Source organism: Bradyrhizobium huanghuaihaiense (assembly GCF_025200885.1).
In the GTDB taxonomy this organism is placed as follows: Bacteria; Pseudomonadota; Alphaproteobacteria; order Rhizobiales; family Xanthobacteraceae; genus Bradyrhizobium; species Bradyrhizobium huanghuaihaiense.
Genome location: NZ_CP104172.1, coordinates 72,475 through 90,842 on the forward strand (window position 1 = coordinate 72,475; position 18,368 = coordinate 90,842).

An 18,368-nucleotide genomic window follows, 5' to 3' on the forward strand; every position below is an offset into this window, starting at 1 on the left:
TCCCGGCTTTCGCCGGGACGACAACAACCAGTCAATTCACCTGCTCGTCCGAATACACGCCCCAGAGGCGTTCCTGCTGGATCCAGCCGTCAAAACCGTTACCGGTGACGCGGCACCAGTTTGCAGTGCACTTCTTCACCTGCGTGACGACACCGGCCTGGAGCCTGGCCGCGACCGCGCTGTCGGGATCGGCCCGGTCGTAGATCGGCGCGAGATCGTCCTTGTGCTTCATGGTGACGACCGCGGTGCGGCGGCCCGACAGCAGCGAGTGATAGACCCAGCCCTCGGCGCCCTCGGAATCGCGCACCCGGCGCCAGTTCTCGAACTCGGCGGTAATTTCGACCGGCAGGCCGGCGCGGGTATAGACCCAGGCCACGTCATTGTCCTTGGTCGGGCCGGCGCGGACGTTGACGTGATCCGACTTGAGGCTGACATAGCGCGGCACCGGCAAGCCGCTGGCGGTCTGCGGGGTATTGTCCTTCGCCGAATGCGAGGGGCCGACCGAGGCGCTCAACCAGGTACACACGAGCGCCATCACCGAACAAAAACGCCCCAACGCCATCAACCCGTCTCCTGTCGAGGGCCCGGCCACACGCCGAATCCTCACCCCAAACTCCAAAAACCTGCCCTGTCGGTCCCTTCCCCGCCCCACGCGGGTGTTCCGCCAAGCCTTGACCCGTGGTTCTTGTCTTGGCCCGGCCTTCTGCTAGAGAGGACGGACGCTTGAACAACCAGTTTGTCCCGATTTTCCGGCCTGGAAATGTCGGGAGAGCTTGAAGGAAACGCCGGGGACGACACGGCAAGGGCAGTGTCGAACAACCGGGTTAATGAGGCCTGAACGACCGGCCTTTGGCGACAGAGGCGGCGTGCGGCGCCTCATGAGAGCAGGACATGTCGGTGAAGAAAAAGCCCCTCGTCGTGGTGACGCGCAAGCTGCCGGATTCGATCGAGACGCGGATGCGCGAGCTGTTCGACGCGCGGATCAATCTCGACGACACGCCGATGTCGCCTGACCAGATCGCGGAAGCCGCGCGCACCGCCGACGTGCTGGTTCCGACCGTGACCGACCACATCACCGCCGACATCGTCAACCAGCCCGACTGCAAGCTGCGTCTGATCGCCAATTTCGGCAACGGCGTCGACAATATCGACGTCGAGGCCGCGCATGCCCGCGGCATCACAGTCACCAACACGCCAAAAGTCCTGACCGAGGACACCGCCGACATGACCATGGCGCTGATCCTGGCCGTGCCGCGCCGGATGATCGAAGGCGCCTCGATCCTCACCGAAGGAAAATCCTGGGCCGGCTGGTCGCCGACCTGGATGCTCGGCCACCGCATCGGGGGAAAACGTCTCGGCATCGTCGGCATGGGCCGCATCGGCCAGGCGGTGGCGCGGCGCGCCCGCGCCTTCGGCCTGCAGATCCACTATCACAACCGCCGTCCCGTCGCCCCGAAGATCGCCGAGGAGCTGGGCGCGACCTATTGGGAGAGCCTCGACCAGATGCTGGCGCGGATGGACATCATCTCGGTGAACTGTCCGCATACGCCGGCGACCTATCACCTGCTCTCGGCGCGGCGGCTGAAGCTGATCCGCAAGGACGCCTATATCGTCAACACCGCGCGCGGCGAAGTCACCGACGAGGACACGCTGATCAAGCTGATCGAAGGGGGCGAGATCGGCGGCGCCGCCCTCGACGTCTACGAGCACGAGCCCGCGGTCAATCCGAAGCTGGTGCGGCTTGCGAAAGCCGGCAAGGTGATACTGATGCCGCATATGGGCTCGGCCACGATCGAGGGCCGCGTCGAGATGGGCGAGAAGGTGATCATCAACATCCGTACCTTCCTCGACGCCCACAAGCCGCCGGACCGCGTGCTGCCGAGCATGCTGTAGGGTGCCGCGCGCTACGCGCGGTGCACGCTGAGATCCTCGAACACAGGCCCGTCGCCGTTGAGCGGATTGGCGGGATCACGCGCATAGCGCAGCGTCTCGAAGCGCATCGCGCGTGCGTCGATCATCAGGAGGCGGCCAACGAGGCCGTCGCCAAAGCCGACGATCTCGCGGATCGCCTCCAGTGCCATCATCGAGCCGAGCACGCCAGCGAGCGCGCCCATCACGCCGGCCTCGGCGCAGGCCGGTATCGTGCCCGGCGGCGGCGCCTCCGGAAACAGGCAGCGATAGGTCGGATTGAATTCGCCAGCTTCGTTGGTCTCATGCGCGCGGATGGTGGTGAGCGAGCCATCGAAGGTGCCAAGCGCCGCCGTGATCAGCGGCCGCTTCGCGAAGAAGCAAGCATCCGAGACGAGATAGCGCGTCGAGAAATTGTCGGAGCCGTCGAGCACGAGGTCGTAATCGCCGATCAGGCTCAGCGCGTTATCGGCATTGAGCCAGGTGGCGTGGCCGACGAAACGCACATGCGGATTGAGCGCCGCGATGCGCTCGGCCGCGCTCTCGACCTTGTGCCGGCCGATGTCGGGCGTCGTGTGGATCACCTGGCGCTGGAGATTGGACAGCGACACCACGTCGTCATCGACCACGCCGAGCGTGCCGACGCCGGCCGCGGCGAGATACATCAGAGCGGGCGCGCCGAGCCCGCCGGCACCGACCACCAGCACGGAGGCCTTTTTCAGCGCGGCCTGGCCGGGACCACCGACATCGCGCAGCACGATATGGCGGGCATAGCGTTCGAGTTCATCCGGGCTCAGCATCGTCCTACGTTCCTCTCAACCCTCATGGTGAGGAGCGCGGAACGCGCGTCTCGAACCATGAAGGCCCCGATATCGCCTGTGGCCATCCTTCGAGACGCGGCCTTTGGGCCGCTCCTCAGGATGAGGACCTCAGTTCGTGGTCTCTAAGCCACCTGAACCACCGCAACATTGTTCGCGACCAACGAGATGTGCTTGAATGGCATTGCGTTCAATGGGCTGGCTGGATTTGTCATGAGATCGATGCTTGCGGCAACACTGATGTTGGCGGCCGCCACAGGCGCGCACGCCCAGATGACGGCGCCGCAGGTCCCCGGCACCAAGCCGAAGCCGGTCCAGACCGTTCCGGTCCGCCCGCCCGCACTGCAAACGGCGTCGGAAACCGCCGATGCCATGGCGCAGGCCGAGCGCCTGTCGTTGCAGTCCGACCTCGCCTGGGTCGGCCAATATAACGGCGCCATCACCGGCGACGTCAGCGAGCGCATGGTCAACGCCATCAAGGAATACCAGAAGGCCAAGGGCGGCAAGCCGACCGGCGTGCTCAATCCGCAGGAGCGTGCGGCACTCGCAGAGACCGCAAGGCGAAAGCAGGACAGCGTCGGCTGGAAGATCGTGATGGAGCCGACCAGCGGTGCGCGGCTCGGCATTCCTTCAAAGCTGGTGCCGCAACAGGCGAGCGACGCCAACGGCTCGAAATGGACCTCGCCGACCGGAACCGTGCAGGTGCTGCTCAGCCGCCGCAAGGAGGCGAACCCGACCACGGCAAAGCTCGCGGACGCCGAGAAGAAGGAGCCTGCGGGGCGCAAGGTCGACTACACCGTGGTCAAGCCCGACTTCTTCGTGCTGTCGGGACTTCAAGGCCTGAAGAAGTTCTACGTACGCGGCACCTTCCGGGGCGACGAGGTCCGCATCATGACGATCCTCTACGACCAGGCGACCGAGAATACGGTCGAGCCGGTCGTGATCGCGATGTCGAGTGCGTTCAACGCATTTCCGTCCACCCCGATGGCCGGGCCGCCACCGCGCAAGACTGTCGAATACGGCACCGGCATCGTCGTCAGCGATGACGGCGCGATTCTGGCCGACCGCCTCGTCACCGACAGTTGCCTTGCGGTCACCATCGCTGGCTTCGGCAGCGCCGACCGTCTCGCCGAGGACAAGGAGCACGATCTCGCGCTGCTGCACATCTACGGCGCGCGCGGCCTGAAGCCGCTCAGCCTCGCCAGTGGTGCAGCGAAGACGAGTGTCGATGTCATCGGCATCGCGGATCCCCAAAGCCAGGGCGGCGCGGCCAGCGTATCGAGCGTCAAGGGCGCGCTGGCGCCGGTCACTTCGAGCGATTCCGCATTGTCTCCGCCGCCGGCGGTTGGATTCTCCGGCGGCCCGGCCGTCGATGGCGACGGCAAATTCGCCGGCGTCGCACTGCTGAAGCCGGCAATGGTCGCGGGACCCGCGACAGCGGTGCCGGCGTCGCAGGCGGTGATGGTCTCGGCAGAAACGGCGCGCGATTTCCTGAAAGCGAACGGCGTTACCGCGAACGGCAGCTCGACAGATGCGAAAGCCGCCGTCGTGCGCGTGATCTGCGTGCGGAAATAGCTCTCGTGTCCCGGACGCGCTGCAACGCATAGCGTTGCTGCGCAGAGCCGGGACCCATGCATCCGCGAATTCGGTGTGCGAAGGTTCTGGGCCCCGGCTCTGTAGCGCACCGCTTCGCGCTGCGCAGCGACCGGGGCACGAGAGCTAGCTCAGCCTGAACCTGACCCCGGCCTTCGCGAGGCCGCCCGAAATCCCGACCGGCGTCCCATCGGCGCGCCAGCAGGCGGCGCCGGTCATGGTGCCGTCATCGTTGAACGCGATCGCATTCATGCCGCCGGCGACCGTCGCGACGGGCTGCACCTTGTGTCCGAGCGCTGCGAGCTTCACCCGCACGCTCTCCGGCACCTGCTGCTCGACCTCGAGCGCATTGCCCTCGGTCCAGACGCGGGGCGCCTCGACCGCTTCCTGCAGGCTCATGCCGTGGTCGATCAGATTGACCAGCGCCTGCATCGCGCTCGGGAAGATGCGTTTTCCGCCGGGCAACCCCAGCGCAAAGCGCAGCTTGCCATCACGCAGCGCCATCATCGGCGACATCGAGGTCGTCACGCGCTTGCCCGGCGCCAGCGACAGCGCGTGGCCGGGGCGCGGATCGAACAGGTTCATGTAGTTGTTGGCGATGGCACCTAAGCCCGGGATCATGATCTTGGCGCCGAACAGATTGTTGATGGTCTGCGTGGTCGCCACCACGTTGCCGAAACTATCTGCCGCCGTCATATGCGTGGTGTGCGCGCCTTCGAGCGGCGACACGCCGGCACCCCAGGCCTGCGCCCGTGCCGGATCGATCGCACGGCGGCGTTCCTCCGCATAGGCCTTCGACGTCAGCTTCTCGACGGGCACGCCGACATAGTCAGGATCGCCGCTGGCCGCGGCGCGATCGGCAAAGGCGATCTTCAGGATCTCGGCGAGATAGTGGATCGCCTCTGATGTGCCGAAGCCGAGGGCTTCGATGTCATAGCCTTCGAGAATGTTCAGCATCTGCGCGATGTGCACGCCGGACGCAGCCGGCGGCGGCGGTCCCAAAATGGTCCAGCCGCGATAGTCGGCGCGGATCGGCTGGCGCTCGACGGTCTTGTAGCCGGCGAGATCGTTGCGGCGGATGAAGCCGCCGGCCTTCTCCATGTAGTCGGCGAGGATGTCGCCGAGCGGTCCCTCGTAGAGCGCGGTCTCGCCGTGGTCGGCGATATGGCGCAGCGTCTCGGCATATTCCGATTGCACCACGCGCTGGCCGACCTTCAGCGGCTCGCCGTCAGGCAGGAAGACCGCCGCGATCGGCTTGTCCTTGCGCATCTCGGCCGCGCACTCGCTGATGCATTCATGCAAGTAGGGCGTCGCCGCATAGCCGCGCGCGGCGTGCTTGATCGCAGGCTGCATCACGTCGGCGAGGCTCATGGTGCCGAACCTTTGCAGCGTCTCGCACCAGGCCTTCAGCGAGCCTGGCACCGCGACGGCCTTCGGGCCGTTGAGGTTCTCGTTGCCGACGGTGTCGAACACGTCATGCGCGGAGCCTGGCTTTGAGGTGTAGGTGGTGTCCCGCACCACTGACGGGACCGTGCTCTGGCCGTCGATGAAGCGATGGCTGCCGTCAGCCAGACGTATATGCGCCATGCCGCCGCCGATGATGCCGACCATCATCGGCTCGACCACGGTCAGGGTGAACAGGGTTGCGATCGCGGCATCGATGGCGTTGCCGCCCGCGGCCAGCATCTCGGCGCCGGCACTGGAGGCGAGCGGATGGTTGCTGACCACCATGCCGCGGCTCGAGACCGCCGGCATCTTCTGGCAGTCAAAGATGGTTTCCGTCCGGTCGCGCCAGTTGCCGCTCATCTCGCCTGCCCTTTCTATTCAAGGTGGGGAGCACATCACACGCGCAATTACGGGTCCAGTATTGGTACGGATTAGCTGGCATTCCCGATTCTGCCATCATCGTTACCGTTGATTCGGACATCCGCGGTCCCCTTTGGATCGGGCAGGGCACGTCCTGAGCGAGAAGAGCTCAGCATCCAGAAGCGATGCACGTTCGCCTGGCGTATCCCTGACCCAGCACTCCAAAGGAATCATCTTCCAATGCATACGATCGTACTGGCCACCCAAAAGGGCGGCAGTGGCAAGAGCACGCTTGCCATCGGCCTCGCGCTGGCAGCCAAGCAGGCCGGCTTCACCGTCCGCCTGATCGAGACCGACCCGCAGGGCACCCTGTCCAACTGGCAGCGCCGCCGCACCACCGACGATCTCGTGGTCGAGCCGATCTATCACGCCGCCGATATCGCGCCGCGCCTGAAGATGCTCGCCGACAGCGGCCTCCAGCTTGCGATCGTCGACACCGCCGCCGGCCTTTCCGCCGCCACCACCGCCGCGATCCGCCATTCCGATCTCTGCCTGATCCCGGCCCGCCCGAGCGTCGCCGACATCGAGGCGACCGTCTCGACGCTGAGCGTCGCACGCGCCTGGAAGCGCCCCTACAGCTTCGTGCTGAACCAGACGCCGATCCGCGGCCAGCGCATCGACAATGCCGCGAGCGCGCTCGCCGAGGAAGCCGCGCTCGATCTCGCCGGGGTGCTCGCGCGCCCGCTGATCGTGATGCGCAACGATCACCAGGACTCGCTCGCCAGCGGCCTCGCGGTGAGCGAATTCGCGCCGAACGGCAAATCGGCCAACGAGATCCGCGGCCTCTGGCGCTGGATCGAGACCCGGCTCGAGCTCGAAGCCACGACCAATGTCCTGATCGACCAGGTCATCTCCGCTGCGGACGGCATGCTGCACGTCGCCACCGAGCTTGCGGCGGACGAGACCACGACCCTGATGTCCTGAGCGGGGCGATCGCTCCAACGCCAGCCGGCCCTTCTCCATCCGGAAGGTCCCCAGCGACGAAGCAATCCGGCCCCCAGCCCGGCCGGATTGCTTCGCGTCGCGGTTTTGCTGACCGCTTGTAGCCCGGATGAAGCGAAGCGAAATCCGGGAAAGTCTCTCCGCGGAGAGGTTGGACCCGGATTGCGCTGCGCTCCATCCGGGCTACGGGCTACGTCACTTCTGACATTTCGGGCACCAGAAGGTCGAACGACCGTTCTGGGTGACGCGCTTGACCGTGCCGCCGCAGCGCGGCGTCGTGCATTTTTCGCCCTCGCGGTCATAAACCTTGAAGGAGTGCTGGAAATAGCCGAGCTCGCCCGAGGTCTGGCGATGGTCGCGCAGTGACGAGCCACCGGCCTTGATGGCGTCGTTCAGCACGGTGTGGATCGCACCGACCAACCGTTTCGCATGATCGGTCGGCTCGCCCTTCTTCGTCGACAGCGTCGCCGCAATGCGCCGCGGCGACAGATGCGAGCGGTGCAGCGCCTCGCAGACATAGATGTTGCCGAGGCCCGCGACGACGCGCTGGTCGAGCAGCGCGGCCTTCAGGCTGGTGGTCTTGCCTTCACAGGAGCGCGCCAGCATCGCGGCGTCGAACTCGTTGCCGAGCGGCTCGGGTCCGAGCCCGCGCAGCAGCGGCTCGTCCTCGAGCGCGTTGCGCGCGATCACTTTCATGTAACCGAAACGGCGCGGATCGTTGAAGACGATGTCGGCGCCGGAGGACATCCGAAACAGCACGTGGTCATGTGCGGAGTCCTTCCCCTTCGGATAGTGAAACTCGCCCGGTGCGGCCTCGTTGTCCGGCTTGATGACGCGGAACGAGCCCGACATGCCCAGATGCATCAGCAGCACGTCGCCGGAGCCGAGATCGGCCATGAGATATTTTGCACGGCGGCCAAGCCCCGTGACGACCTGCCCCTTGAGCCGGGCCACGAAATCCGGCTGGAACGGGAAGCGCAGGTCCGGCCGGCGGGCCTCCGCGACCAGGATTTTCGCACCCTCCATGACGGGCTGAAGGCCGCGGCGGACGGTCTCGACTTCGGGCAATTCAGGCATGGTCAGGCATTCACCTTATGAAGGCGGTGTGATAGCGCCATTGCGGCGGGCAGGCTATGGTCCGCCTCGTGGAGTAGAGTAATGGATCGGCCGGGCGAAACCACGCATTTTGGCTTCAAGGACGTTCCCCTGGGGGACAAGCAGACGCTGGTGAACGATGTGTTTCACAGCGTGGCGTCGCGCTATGACCTGATGAATGACCTGATGTCCGGTGGCCTGCACCGGGTCTGGAAGGACATCATGATCAACGCGCTGGACCCGCCGCGGAGCGACTGGCCGTTCGCCCTGCTCGACGTCGCCGGCGGCACCGGCGATATCTCGTTCCGCGCCGCCAAGGCGGCTGGTCCCGGCTTCCACGCCACGGTCTGCGACATCAATTCCGACATGCTCGCGGTGGGGCGCGAGCGCGCCGCCAAGCGCCATCTCGAGACCCAGGTCGATTTCGTCGAGGGCAATGCCGAAGCGCTCGGCTTCGCCGACCGCAGCTTCGACGCATATACGATCGCTTTCGGCATTCGCAACGTGCCGCAGATCAACCTGGCGCTGCGCGAGGCCTATCGTGTGCTGAGGCCCGGCAGCCGCTTCCTGTGCCTGGAGTTCTCCACCGTCGAGATGCCCGGCCTCGACAAGCTCTATGACCTGTTCTCGTTCAAGGTGATCCCGCCGCTCGGCCGCATGGTCACGGGCGACGCCGAATCGTACCAATATCTCGTCGAATCGATCCGCAAGTTTCCGAAGCCTGCCGCCTTCGCCGACATGATCCGCGAGGCCGGCTTTTCCCGCGTGAGCTGGCAGACACTCTCCGGCGGCATCGTCGCACTGCATTCGGGCTGGCGTTTGTGATCTCTGCTTTCACCCACATTGCGCGCCTCATCCGCGCCGCGTTCGTGTTTGCGCGCGAGGGCGTGTTCGGCTCCGTCGACCCAAGCCTGGTGCCGCCGCCCGGCCAGCTTGCGCTGAAGCTCGCGCGCATCGTCGAGCGGCGCGGCGTCAAGCACGGGCCGCGGATCTCGCGCGCGCTGACACGGATGGGCCCGGCCTATCTCAAGCTCGGCCAATTCCTGGCAACGCGCCCGGATGTGGTCGGCGTCATCATGGCGCGCGACCTCGAAAGCCTCCAGGACCGCCTGCCGCCGTTTTCGCAAGCCGAGGCGGAAGCCGCGATCACCACCTCGCTGGAGCGGCCGCTGAAGGACGTGTTCGCGAGCTTCGGCCCGCCGGTCGCGGCCGCCTCGATCGCGCAGGTGCATCGCGGCGAGGTTGAGCGCGACGGTATTCGCAGGCCGGTCGCGATCAAGGTGCTGAGGCCGAACGTCGCCGCCCGCTTCCGCCGCGACCTCTCGGATTTCTTCTTCGTCGCGTACAAGGCCGAGGCCTATTCGTCCGAGGCGCGCCGGCTGCGCCTGATCGAGGTCATCAACACCATGTCGCGCTCGGTCGCGATGGAGATGGACCTGCGGCTCGAAGCCGCCGCGCTGTCGGAGATGGCGGAGAACACGCAGGGCGATCCTGATTTCCGCGTGCCGACCGTCGACTGGGATCGCACCACGCACAACGTGCTGACGATGGAGTGGATCGACGGCATCGCGCTGAACGATCACAAGCGCCTTGCAGAGGCGCAGGTCGATCTGCCCGATCTCGGCCGCAAGGTGATCCAGAGCTTCCTGCGGCACGCCCTGCGCGACGGCTACTTCCACGCCGACATGCATCCGGGCAATCTGTTCCTCGATGAGGCCGGCCGCCTCGTCGCGGTCGATTTCGGCATCATGGGCCGGCTCGGGATGAAGGAGCGGCGCTTCCTCGCCGAGATCCTGCTCGGCTTCATCACCCGCGACTATCGCCGTGTGGCGGAAGTGCATTTCGAGGCGGGCTATGTGCCCGCGCACCATTCGGTCGAGAATTTCGCGCAAGCCATCCGTGCCATCGGCGAGCCGATCCATAACCGCACCGCCGAGGAGATCTCGATGGCGCGGCTCCTGACGCTGCTGCTCGAGGTCACCGGCCTGTTCGACATGACGACGCGGCCAGAGCTGATCCTGCTGCAGAAGACCATGGTCGTGGTCGAGGGCGTGGCGCGCGGCTTCGATCCCCGGCTCGACATCTGGAAGGTCGCCGACCCCGTGGTGCGCGAATGGATCGAGCGCAATCTCGGTCCGATCGGCCGCATCGAGGGTGCGCTCGCGGGGACCGGGGACATCGCGCGCGTGCTGATGCGCCTGCCGGAGATCGCGGAGCGCTCGGTGAAGGTCCTCGAGCAGCTCGAGACCATGACCCGGGAGGGGTTAAAACTGTCGCCGGAGAGCATCGCGGCCATGGGCCGCAGCGAGGGCCGCAAGAACCGCTGGCGCACCGTGGCGCTCTGGATCATCGCCGCGACCTTCATCGGGATCCTGATCGCCGTCCGGAATCTGTGATTGCACTGCAATCACGTGGGTGATAGCATCGCTATCATTCCGTGCTGGAGGGGCGTCATGGCAAGCCTGACCATCCGCAAGCTCGACGATGCCGTCAAAACCTATTTGCGGCTGCGCTCGGCCAAGAACCACAGGTCGGTCGAGGAAGAGGTCCGGGTCATCCTGCGGGAGCTGATCGAGGGCCGAGAGGAGCCGCTGACGCCATTTTCGGCGCCCCCGGCCCAATCCATCGCCCCCGTGCCCCAGCGCACCGGCGCGCTCCCCGAGGCCAGCGTCACCCTGATCATCGGCGGCGGGATCGCAGCCTATAAATCGCTCGACCTGATCCGCCGGCTGAAGGAGCGGCGCGTCGAGGTCCGCTGCGTGCTGACCAAGGCGGCGCAGCAATTCGTCACGCCGCTGGCGGTCAGCGCGCTCTCGCATGAGCGCGTCTACACCGATCTGTTCGACCCCCAGAGCGAGTTCGACGCCGGCCATATCCGCCTCGCGCGCGACTGCGATTTGATCGTGGTCGCGCCGGCGACGGCCGATTTGATGGCGAAGATGGCGAACGGCCATGCCGACGATCTCGCCAGCGCGATCCTGCTCGCCACCAATCGAAAGATCCTGCTGGCACCGGCGATGAATCCGCTGATGTGGAACAACGCGGCGACGCGGCGCAATCTCGCACAGCTCCAGCGCGACGGCGTGGTGCTGGTCGGACCGAATTCCGGCGAGATGGCCGAGGCGGGCGAAGCCGGTGTCGGCCGCATGTCGGAAGCGATCGAGATCGCCACTGCCGCCGAGCGCCTGCTGCGGCCGCCCGTACCGAAGCCGCTCGCCGGCAAGCGCGTGCTGATCACCGCAGGTCCCACGCACGAGCCGATCGATCCGGTGCGCTACATCGCCAACCGCTCCTCCGGCAAGCAGGGCTTTGCCATCGCCGCCGCCGCGCAGGCCGCCGGCGCCGAGGTGATTCTGGTGAGCGGTCCGGTCGATCTCGATGATCCCGCCGGCGTCACGGTGAAGCACGTCGAATCGGCGCGGCAGATGCTGGAGCAGGTCCAGGCGGCGCTGCCCGCCGACATCGCGATCTTCGCCGCCGCCGTCGCCGACTGGCGCGTCGCCAACGAGGGCGAGCAGAAGCTGAAGAAGACCGCGGCCGGCATGCCGCCACTTCAGCTGGTCGAGAACCCCGACATCCTCGCAACGATCTCGAAGCTCGCCGACAAGCGCCCGCCGCTGGTGATCGGCTTTGCCGCCGAGACCGAGCACCTCATCGACAACGCCAAGACCAAGCTGGCGCGCAAGGGCTGCGACTGGATCGTCGCCAACGACGTCTCGCCGGCGACCGGCGTGATGGGCGGCGATCGCAACACCGTGCACCTCATCAGCAAGAATGCTGAGAAGAACGACGAAATCACAGTTGATTCCTGGCCGGTGATGACCAAGGAACAGGTCGCCATCGAACTGGTCGCGCATGTCGCAAAAAGCGTGACCGGCAAATCCCTGGAGTCCGCATCTTGAGCACGAAGGTCACCGTCGAACTGCAGCAGCTGGCCCATGCCGATGCCCTGCCGCTACCGGCCTATCAGACGGCGGAAGCGGCCGGCCTCGACCTGATGGCCGCGGTGCCGGACGCCGAGCCGATGACGCTCGCTCCCGGCCAATATGCGCTGGTGCCGACGGGGCTCGCGATCGCCTTGCCGCCGGGGTACGAGGCACAGGTGCGGCCGCGCTCGGGGCTTGCCGCCAAGCACGGCGTCACCGTGCTGAACTCGCCCGGAACCATCGACGCCGACTACCGCGGCGAGATCAAGGTGATCCTGATCAACCACGGCGCCGCGCCGTTCGTGATCAAGCGCGGCGAGCGCATCGCGCAGATGGTGATCGCCCCTGTGGTCCAGGCCGCGCTGGTTCCGGTGGCGACCTTGTCCGCGACCGATCGCGGCGCCGGCGGCTTCGGCTCGACGGGCCGCTAGCCAAGCTGTGAGTGGGTACACCTCTCCCCGCTTGCGGGAGAGGTCGGCACGTAGTGCCGGGTGAGGGTTCTTTCCTCTGGGAGATGGTCCCTTTGCGGAGACACCCTCTCCCCAACCCTCCCCCGCAAGCGGGGGAGGGAGCGCACCTTCATCGCGGCAAACACTCCGCACAACGCGCTAACACACGGCAATTACAGCCGAATCACCCTCAGAATTACGAGCACCTGGAACCGCGCGGCCGGCATTTTTTTGGAGCCGCGTTTGCGTTCACGATCTGGACTCTTACCGGTGGAGTCGCGGTAGGGGTATTGTCTTTTGATTCGCGTGCGGCGGGGGTCGCCGCGCGTAAATCCGTGCGGTCTTGGGGCAACTATGTCAGGCGTGATCGTGTCGATGCGTCGGACGCTGCTGTCGTGCACATCGTTGGCGCGCAACAGCTTGTTGGGCGGCGCTCTCGCAGCGCTGCTGCCGGCTGCGCCGGCTGAGGCCGCCGACCTCGTCGACACGCTCTCCATATTGCTGGACTTCAACCGGCAGGAACTCGCGGTGCTCGCCACCGCGCTGGCCTTGCTCGGCTTCTCGGTCATGGCCGCGATCCTGCTGATGCGCACGCGCGTGCGCACGGCGAAGAACGAGGCACAGCTGCGGGCGCGGATCGGGGAGCTGCAGCTGCAGTCCGATCGCTTCGGCGCGCTGCTGTTCGCCGAGCCGCAGATCCTGATCTCCTGGCCGGCCGGCGACAACCGCGCGCAGATCTCCGGCGACATCGCGATGGTGCTGCCGCGCGATTCCTCGCCGCAGCGCGTGCTGGCGTTCGGAACCTGGCTGCCGCCGGAACCCGCGCTGCAGATGGACCACGCCGTCGACGCGCTGCGCGACCGCGGCGACGGGTTCCAGCTGACGCTGACCACCGCGCATGGCCACACGCTGGAAGCCATCGGCCGCGCCATCGGCGGCCAGGCCATCGTCCGGATTCGCGAGCTCTCCGGACTGCGGCGCGATCTGGCCGAGACCCATCTGCGTTACAAGGCGCTCTCGGACGAGACCGAGATGCTGCGCGGCTTCGCCGCCGCCGCGCCGTGGCCGATCTGGGCCAAGGGCGAGAACGGCGCGCTCACCTACGCCAATCCGGCCTATGTCCGCGCCACCGAGGCGGCCAGCATCACTGATGCCCATGAGCGCAAGCTCGAGCTGCTCGACAGCGCCGACCGCACCGCGATGGAGCGTGGACTGAAGGATGCCGCCAGCTTCACCTCGCGGCTGCCGATCGTAATCGGCGGCGAGCGGCGCATGTACGACGTCCGCGCCGTCAATGTCGGCAGCGGCAGCGTCGGCGCCGCCATCGATGCCAGCGAGGCGGATGCGCTGAGCTCGGCCTTGGTGCGGATGGCGGAGGCGCATCGCCGCACGCTCGACCAGCTCTCCTCCGGCGTCGCCGTGTTCGACGGCCATCGGCGCCTTGCCTTCTACAACGATTCCTACCGCCGGCTGTGGGACCTCGACCGCAACTTCCTCGACGCCAATCCCGATGATTCCAGCGTGCTGGACCAGCTCCGTGCCGCGCGAAAACTGCCGGAGCAGCCGGACTTCCGCGCCTGGAAGGCCAAGCTGCACGAGGCCTATCGCGCGGTCGAGACCGCCAAGGACACCTGGTATCTGCCCGACGGCCGCGCGCTCTCCGTCGTCACCACGCCAAACCCGGAAGGCGGCGTCACCTATTTGTTCGACGACGTCACCGAGAGCCTGGAGCTGGCCCGCCGCTTCGACGGCATGATCCGGGTCCAGCGCGAGACGCTGGACAGTCTCGCCGAGGGCGTCGCCGTGTTCGGCAGCAACGGCAAGGCGCAGCTGTTCAACCCGGCCTTCGTGCGGATGTGGAAGCTGTCGAGCGATGCCATGCGCGACGAGCCGCACATCCAGACCGTCGAAGGCTGGTGCCATCAGCTGTTCGACGAGCCGCAGGTCTGGCGGCAGATCCGCGAGGCCATCACCTCGATCGAGAACCGCGCCGACGTGCCGCTGAAGCTGGAACGCAAGGACGGCAGCGTGCTGGACGGCATGATCCGGCCGCTGCCCGACGGCGCCACGATGCTGACCTTCCAGGACATCACCGACACCGAGAATGTCGAGCGCGCGCTGCGCGAGCGCAACGAGGCGCTTGAAGCCGCCGACCAGATGAAGGTGGATTTCGTCCACCACGTCTCCTACGAGCTGCGCTCGCCGCTCACCACCATCATCGGCTTCGCGCATTTCCTCAGCGATCCCTCGACCGGACCGCTGACGCCGAAGCAGGCCGAATATCTCGACTACGTCACCAAATCGACCAACGCACTGCTGGCGCTGACCAACAACATCCTCGATCTCGCCACCATCGACGCCGGCGCGATGAAGCTGGAACTCGGGCCCGTCGACGTCAGCAAGACCATCGAGCTCGCCGCCGAGGGCATCCAGGACCGCCTCGCCACCGACCGCATCCGCCTCAAGGTCGAGATCGCGCCCGATATCGGCAGCTTCATCGGCGACGAGAAGCGCGTGGTGCAGGTGCTCTATAACCTCCTCGCCAACGCCGTCGGGTTTTCTCCACAGGATTCCACCGTCGGCATCAGCGCGCGGCGCACCGAACGCAGCGTGGTCTTCACTGTGACAGATTCCGGGCCTGGAATACCTGCCGACATGAAGGACAAGGTGTTCAACTGGTTCGAAAGCCGCTCGCAGGGCTCGCGTCACCGCGGCGCCGGCCTCGGCCTGTCGCTGGTGCGCTCCTTCGTCGAGCTGCATGGCGGCAAGGTGCGGGTGGATTCGATCGTCGGCCGGGGCACGGTCGTGATCTGCGATTTCCCGACCGACCAGGCGGCGCATCGCGACGCCGCCGAATGACCGCGCCCACCACATTCTCCGTCGCGCTTCACAACGAGACGGCCACCGCGCAACTGATGGCCGATCTCGCTCTGCTGGTCGGACCGGGCGATGTCATCACCTTCACCGGCGACCTCGGCGCCGGCAAGACCGCCGCCGCCCGCGCGCTGATCCGCTACCTCGCCGGCGACGAGGAGCTGGAGGTGCCGAGCCCGACCTTCACGCTGGTGCAGGGCTACGAGCTGCCGCCCTTCCCGGTGATGCATGCCGATCTCTACCGCGTCGAGGACGAGGGCGAGCTCGAGGAGATCGGGCTGTCGCCGCTTCCCGAGGCGACGCTCGTGCTGATCGAATGGCCCGAGCGTGCGCCGTCGGCCATGCCCGCGGACCGCATCGACATCGCACTGACGCATCGCCCCGCGCTGGGCTCGAATGCGCGCGCCGCCGACATCACCGGTTTCGGCAAGGGCGCTGCGCAGGTCGCGCGGCTGCAGGCGCTGCGCGAATTCCTCGATGCATCCGGCTATATCGATGCAACGCGCAAGCGCATGAACGGCGACGCCTCGACCCGCTCTTATGCGCGGCTGCTGCGCGGCGACGAGATCGTCATCCTCATGAACTTCCCGCAGCGCCCTGACGGCGCGGCCCTCTACAACGGAAAGTCCTATAGCGCCGCGGTGCATCTCGCCGAGAACGTGAGGCCGTTCGTCGCCATCGACGAGGGCCTGCGCGCGCAAGGCATCTCGGCGCCGGCCATCCACCATTTCGATCTCGACCACGGCTTTCTGATCAGCGAAGACTTCGGCAGCGAGGGCGTGATCGAGGGCGATCCGCCGCGCCCGATCGCCGAGCGCTACGAGGCCGCGACCGACGCGCTGGCGATGCTGCACGCCAAGGCGCTGCCGGAGACGCTGTCGCTGGACGGGCAGACCTACGACATCCCCGTCTTCGACGTCGAGGCGCTTCTGATCGAGATCGGATTGATGCCGGAATGGTATCTGCCCGATCGCAACGCGCCGCTGAGCGACGAGAAGCGCGCGGAATTCTTCGCGATGTGGCGCGAGCTGCTGAAGAAGCCACTGGCGGCGCCGAGGACCTGGGTCATCCGCGACTATCACTCGCCCAATCTGATCTGGCTCGGGATGCGCAGCGGTATCGAACGTGTCGGCGTGATCGACTTCCAGGACGCCGTGCTCGGGCCGGTCTCCTACGACGTGGTGTCGCTGCTCCAGGACGCCCGCATCGACGTGCCTGAAAACATCGAGCTGACGCTGCTGTCGCGCTACATCAAGGCGCGGCGCGCGGACGATGCGAGCTTCGATGCGGCCGGCTTCGCCGAGCTCTACGCGATCATGTCGGCGCAGCGAAACACGCGTCTGCTCGGCACCTTCGCGCGGCTCAACCGCCGCGACGGCAAGCCGCATTATCTGCGCCACCAACCGCGGATCTGGACCTACCTCCAGCGCTCGCTGGCGCATCCCGCGCTCAGCGTCTTGCGCGAGTGGTATCTCGCCAACGTGCCGCCACCCCAAGGCCCACCGCAGGCCTGATTCGGGCCCGATTTACCGGCTGTTAGCCAAGACGTCGCTATTCTGGCGGCGAGGCAGCCGGATAAATACGGGGCTGGAGCGGGGCAGATGGCGGTAAAGACGGATCAGCGCGGCAACAGCCGGGTTGTTTTCGAGCGCGGGATACCGGCCCAGATGATGGGAATCGACGGCACCTGGCGGCGCGACTGCACCATGGAGGACGTCTCCGAGAGCGGCGCCAAGCTGACCATCGACGGTTCGGTCGAAGGCCTGCATCTGAAGGAATTCTTCCTGCTGCTGTCGTCCACGGGACTTGCGTACCGGCGCTGCGAACTGGCCTGGGTCAATGGCGACCAGATCGGCGTCAATTTCCTGAAGGTCGGCGACAGGAAGAAAAAGGCGCGTTCCGCGTCCGTTGGGGCGTAACGGCAACACCCGTCGTACAACCGTCACGGCGGGTGGTTAAGGCGGTTGAGACGCGGTGCGATTGATGCGGTCCCGTGCTAGGATTTGCTGCAAACGCGAAACCAGATAGGTCCGAAGCAGAAAGAGTTCTGAGAAGGCAAAGGATGTCCGTCAAGCCGACCAAAGCCATGGTGCTCGCCGCAGGGTTCGGCCTGCGCATGCGTCCGTTGACGGACAAGATGCCGAAGCCGATGGTGCCGGTCGCCGGGCAGCCGCTGCTCGACCACGTGCTCGACAAGCTCGGCCATGCCGGCGTGAGCGAGGCAGTGGTCAATGTGCACTACCTGCCGGACCAGATCATCGACCATGTCGCATCGCGTCAGCTTCCGCGCGTGACCATCTCGGACGAGCGCGACCAGGTGCTCGGCACCGGCGGCGGCGTGGTCAAGGCGCTGCCGCTGCTCGGCGATGCGCCGTTCTTTCACGTCAACTCCGACACGCTGTGGATCGACGGCGTGCGCTCCAATCTGACGCGCCTTGCCGAAAACTTCGACCCCGAGCGGATGGACATCCTGTTGCTGATGGCGCCGACCGCGACCAGCATCGGCTATAGCGGCCGCGGCGATTACGGCATGCTGCCCGACGGCGCCTTGCGCAAGCGCAAGGAGAAAGAGGTCGTCCCGTTCGTCTATGCCGGCGCGGCGATCCTGTCGCCGTCGATCTTCGCCGGTGCGCCGCAGGGCGAATTCTCGCTGACAAAGATGTTCGACCGCGCCAACGAGCAGGAGCGGCTGTTCGGCCTCCGTCTCGACGGCGTCTGGATGCATGTCGGCACGCCCGATGCCGTGCACGCCGCGGAAGAGGCATTTTTGGAGAGCGTGGCGTAGCCAGCCCCGAAGACGGTGCCGTAGGGTGGGCAAAGGCGCCCTTGCGCCGTGCCCACCATCTCTCTCGATCGCAAAAATGCGTGGGCACGCTTCGCTTTGCCCACCCTACGGC

At 66.4% G+C, this 18,368-nt stretch carries 15 protein-coding genes; 11 read left to right on the forward strand and 4 right to left on the reverse strand.

Going from position 1 to position 18,368, the window contains the following annotated elements; translation table 11 throughout:
* Positions 1 to 31 precede the first annotated feature (31 nt).
* The gene (locus tag N2603_RS00315) at positions 32 to 562 is read right to left on the reverse strand and encodes an SH3 domain-containing protein (RefSeq protein WP_018644176.1); all 531 of its coding nucleotides are present in this window, start codon (positions 560 to 562) and stop codon (positions 32 to 34) included.
* Positions 563 to 891: 329 nt separating this feature from the next.
* On the opposite strand from N2603_RS00315, the gene N2603_RS00320 reads away from it, so the two are divergent.
* Entirely contained in the window at positions 892 to 1,893 is a 1,002-nt protein-coding gene (locus tag N2603_RS00320; protein ID WP_260387274.1) for a 2-hydroxyacid dehydrogenase, read from the forward strand.
* Positions 1,894 to 1,904: 11 nt separating this feature from the next.
* Here the strand turns inward: N2603_RS00320 and N2603_RS00325 are convergent, their stop codons facing one another.
* The gene (locus N2603_RS00325; protein ID WP_018644174.1) at positions 1,905 to 2,708 is read right to left on the reverse strand and encodes a HesA/MoeB/ThiF family protein; all 804 of its coding nucleotides are present in this window, start codon (positions 2,706 to 2,708) and stop codon (positions 1,905 to 1,907) included.
* Between the two features lie 231 nt (positions 2,709 to 2,939).
* Between N2603_RS00325 and N2603_RS00330 the strand changes: the two genes are divergently transcribed.
* Positions 2,940 to 4,301: a serine protease gene (locus N2603_RS00330; RefSeq protein WP_260387275.1), complete on the forward strand. Its 1,362-nt coding sequence runs from the start codon at positions 2,940 to 2,942 to the stop codon at positions 4,299 to 4,301.
* A 144-nt stretch (positions 4,302 to 4,445) separates the two neighbouring features.
* Here N2603_RS00330 and ggt read toward each other — a convergent pair whose 3' ends face one another.
* A complete protein-coding gene (gene ggt, locus N2603_RS00335) occupies positions 4,446 to 6,125 on the reverse strand; it encodes a gamma-glutamyltransferase (RefSeq protein WP_260387276.1) in 1,680 nt (559 codons plus the stop codon).
* Between the two features lie 240 nt (positions 6,126 to 6,365).
* Between ggt and N2603_RS00340 the strand changes: the two genes are divergently transcribed.
* Positions 6,366 to 7,109, forward strand: a complete 744-nt coding sequence (locus tag N2603_RS00340) for a ParA family protein (RefSeq protein WP_260387277.1) — start codon at positions 6,366 to 6,368, stop codon at positions 7,107 to 7,109.
* 213 nt (positions 7,110 to 7,322) lie between these two features.
* Here N2603_RS00340 and mutM read toward each other — a convergent pair whose 3' ends face one another.
* Positions 7,323 to 8,204, reverse strand: a complete 882-nt coding sequence (gene mutM / locus N2603_RS00345; RefSeq protein ID WP_260387278.1) for a bifunctional DNA-formamidopyrimidine glycosylase/DNA-(apurinic or apyrimidinic site) lyase — start codon at positions 8,202 to 8,204, stop codon at positions 7,323 to 7,325.
* An 81-nt stretch (positions 8,205 to 8,285) separates the two neighbouring features.
* Between mutM and ubiE the strand changes: the two genes are divergently transcribed.
* The 8 genes from ubiE to N2603_RS00385 all read left to right on the forward strand — a co-directional run bounded on the left by ubiE (position 8,286) and on the right by N2603_RS00385 (position 18,256).
* Positions 8,286 to 9,047, forward strand: coding sequence for a bifunctional demethylmenaquinone methyltransferase/2-methoxy-6-polyprenyl-1,4-benzoquinol methylase UbiE (gene ubiE / locus N2603_RS00350; RefSeq protein WP_260387279.1), 762 nt, complete (start codon positions 8,286 to 8,288; stop codon positions 9,045 to 9,047).
* Complete coding sequence (gene ubiB / locus N2603_RS00355) at positions 9,044 to 10,618, forward strand: 2-polyprenylphenol 6-hydroxylase (protein ID WP_018644168.1); 1,575 nt, start codon at positions 9,044 to 9,046, stop codon at positions 10,616 to 10,618. Before ubiE ends, ubiB begins: the two co-directional genes overlap by 4 nt.
* Before the next feature lie 57 nt (positions 10,619 to 10,675).
* Positions 10,676 to 12,124, forward strand: coding sequence for a bifunctional phosphopantothenoylcysteine decarboxylase/phosphopantothenate--cysteine ligase CoaBC (gene coaBC / locus N2603_RS00360; protein WP_260387280.1), 1,449 nt, complete (start codon positions 10,676 to 10,678; stop codon positions 12,122 to 12,124).
* On the forward strand, positions 12,121 to 12,579 hold the full coding sequence (gene dut, locus N2603_RS00365; protein ID WP_018644166.1) for a dUTP diphosphatase: 459 nt from the start codon (positions 12,121 to 12,123) through the stop codon (positions 12,577 to 12,579). Before coaBC ends, dut begins: the two co-directional genes overlap by 4 nt.
* A 372-nt stretch (positions 12,580 to 12,951) precedes the next feature.
* Entirely contained in the window at positions 12,952 to 15,456 is a 2,505-nt protein-coding gene (locus N2603_RS00370) for a sensor histidine kinase (RefSeq protein ID WP_260387281.1), read from the forward strand.
* Positions 15,453 to 16,985, forward strand: a complete 1,533-nt coding sequence (gene tsaE, locus N2603_RS00375; RefSeq protein ID WP_260387282.1) for a tRNA (adenosine(37)-N6)-threonylcarbamoyltransferase complex ATPase subunit type 1 TsaE — start codon at positions 15,453 to 15,455, stop codon at positions 16,983 to 16,985. Before N2603_RS00370 ends, tsaE begins: the two co-directional genes overlap by 4 nt.
* An 87-nt stretch (positions 16,986 to 17,072) precedes the next feature.
* Positions 17,073 to 17,390 carry a PilZ domain-containing protein gene (locus tag N2603_RS00380; RefSeq protein ID WP_018644163.1) on the forward strand — a complete coding sequence of 106 codons (318 nt, stop codon included), beginning with the start codon at positions 17,073 to 17,075 and terminating at the stop codon, positions 17,388 to 17,390.
* 143 nt (positions 17,391 to 17,533) lie between these two features.
* Positions 17,534 to 18,256 (forward strand): nucleotidyltransferase family protein, encoded by a 723-nt coding sequence (locus N2603_RS00385; RefSeq protein ID WP_260387283.1) that lies wholly within the window; start codon positions 17,534 to 17,536, stop codon positions 18,254 to 18,256.
* Positions 18,257 to 18,368: the final 112 nt, after the last annotated feature.